The 2055-nt window shown below is 62.7% G+C and carries 1 protein-coding gene; it reads right to left on the reverse strand.

The window, feature by feature from the left end:
• Window positions 1–124: 124 nt before the first annotated feature.
• Window positions 125–1588 carry a group II intron reverse transcriptase/maturase gene (gene ltrA, locus ACM6LR_RS39290; protein ID WP_414945651.1) on the reverse strand — a complete coding sequence of 488 codons (1464 nt, stop codon included), beginning with the start codon at window positions 1586–1588 and terminating at the stop codon, window positions 125–127.
• Window positions 1589–2055: the final 467 nt, after the last annotated feature.

A 2055-nucleotide genomic window follows, 5' to 3' on the forward strand; every position in this document is an offset into this window, starting at 1 on the left:
GTGCGCGGAGAGTCGAGTCGGCCTGGGGCGCAGTTCCGGCGTTGCCGTCGGTCTGTTTCCCCAGGCCGCTCGCGGAACCCGCCGTGCGCCTTTCAACGCAACGGGCTCTCCACGGTTTCTGTCGTTAGGCGTGGTTTGCGCAGGGCCAGGGGCTGGGAATACTGCGCCGACGGTACCGGGTGACCGGTGTCGCCGCGATGTTGCGCAGTTCGATCCCGTCCGCCGCGATCGGCCGCCACCCCGTTGGGGTACGCAGCCAGCGGTGGACGTCCTTCCATCTCCAACGCCGTTTGGTCTTGACCCATCGGACAATTCGCCACCAAATGAAGTAAGCGAGCCGGTCGAAGGTGTGCTTGGCCACGGCGTGCCGGAAATATTCAGCCCATCCGCGTGTGATCCGATTGATCCGGATCAACACGGCCCGTAGGTCCTGCTGTGATGTCCTGCGCGTCAGCGCACGGATTCTCGCTTTCAGCGAACGGAGTGGACGATCGCCAATGAAAGTGTAGAGCCGCCACTGATCGCGGGTCCCCTTCTTGATTCTCCACCGGATGCGGAAACCCAGGAAATCGAACCCATCGCGGATATGCACGATCCGAGTCTTGGCCGGCGATAGACGCAGACCCATCGGAGCGAGCACCTGCGCGACTTCCTCGCGCAACGCCACCACGTGGTCTCTGGTGCCGAACACCATGACGACAAAGTCGTCCGCATAGCGGACGAGTCGCCAGGTCGGCAGACCCAGGCGCCGATGGCGGTGACGCCGGTTTTCTGTCGACATCCAACCCCCTGGCCGCCAGTCGCGGTGCAGATGCTCGTCCAGCACCGACAACGCGATATTGGCCAACAATGGAGAAAGGACGCCCCCTTGCGGCGTCCCCGTCGGCGTGTCCCGTTCCTCGCCGACCCCGGTCAGGATCCCAGCCTTGAGGAACGATTTCACCAACGTCAGCACACGCTTGTCCGTCACCCGCGCCCGCACGCGATCCATCAGGGCCACATGGTCGATGGTGTCGAAACAAGCTTCGATGTCGGCATCCAGAACCCATTCGTAGCCGCGGCTCCCGAATAGATGGATGTCGGCAATCGCGTCGTGCGCCCGCCGCTTGGGCCGGAACCCAAAAGAGACTGGATGAAAATCAGCCTCGAAAATGGGTTCCAGGACCAGTTTCAAGGCAGCCTGGACAACACGGTCAGTGACAGTAGGAATGCCCAACCTGCGGACTTTCCCCAACCCGCCTGGTTTGGGAATCAATCGTTCCCGAACCTGCTGCGGCCGAAACGAACCGTCTTTGACCGCTGCACGGATGCCGCCCAGAAACTCCAGGGCGCCGATTTCCCTCTCGATCCGGGCGACGGTGACGCCGTCCGAACCGGCAGTACGTGCCCCGGTATTCGATGCGACCCGCTCCCATGCAACACGCAGGGTTGCCGGGTCGTGCACGAGGTTGAACAAGTCATCGAACCGTCGGCCAGGATCGGCCGACGCCCAACGATGAAGCTTGGCCTGCATTTCCGATACCCGACGGAACGACCCAGCTTCGGGTTGTTCCGGAGCGCCACTATTCAGCGACGCATCTTTCGGCATTGCAGCATCCCTTCTTCTCGAAACCGCTGCCGTCCTTCCCCAACGTGACCGGCTCTCCCGGTCTCCGAGTACTACGACGGCTCCGCCCTGCCCAGCGTGTTCAGCAGACGGTGTGCCTATCCCGACGCGCAGACTGGATGCCCGCGAGCCGGGAACCATCGCCAGACAGTTCCCGTGTTCGCTGTTGATCGCCCGCCGAAGGAGGCATCTGACTTTGTTCCCGCGATATCGCCGTGGCTACGCCGCAGACCTTCACCACGGCCTCCCTGCGAAGGTGAAAATCCCCGCTCAGGAGTTCCCCGCCTCACCAGAGAACGGGTGCGCATCGCAACCGGCCATCCGCCAGGTTTCAGCCGGTGACTACTTAGGAAACGTAACACGCCAGTTCCTCGCGTATACCTCTTCGACTCGTTTGCCGGACCCGCACCATCTGGCAGTTCTGGCACGTCCCGATTTTGTCAGGGCCG

The sequence above is a fragment of the Amycolatopsis sp. cmx-11-32 genome (assembly GCF_047608695.1).
Lineage (GTDB): Bacteria > Actinomycetota > Actinomycetes > Mycobacteriales > Pseudonocardiaceae > Amycolatopsis.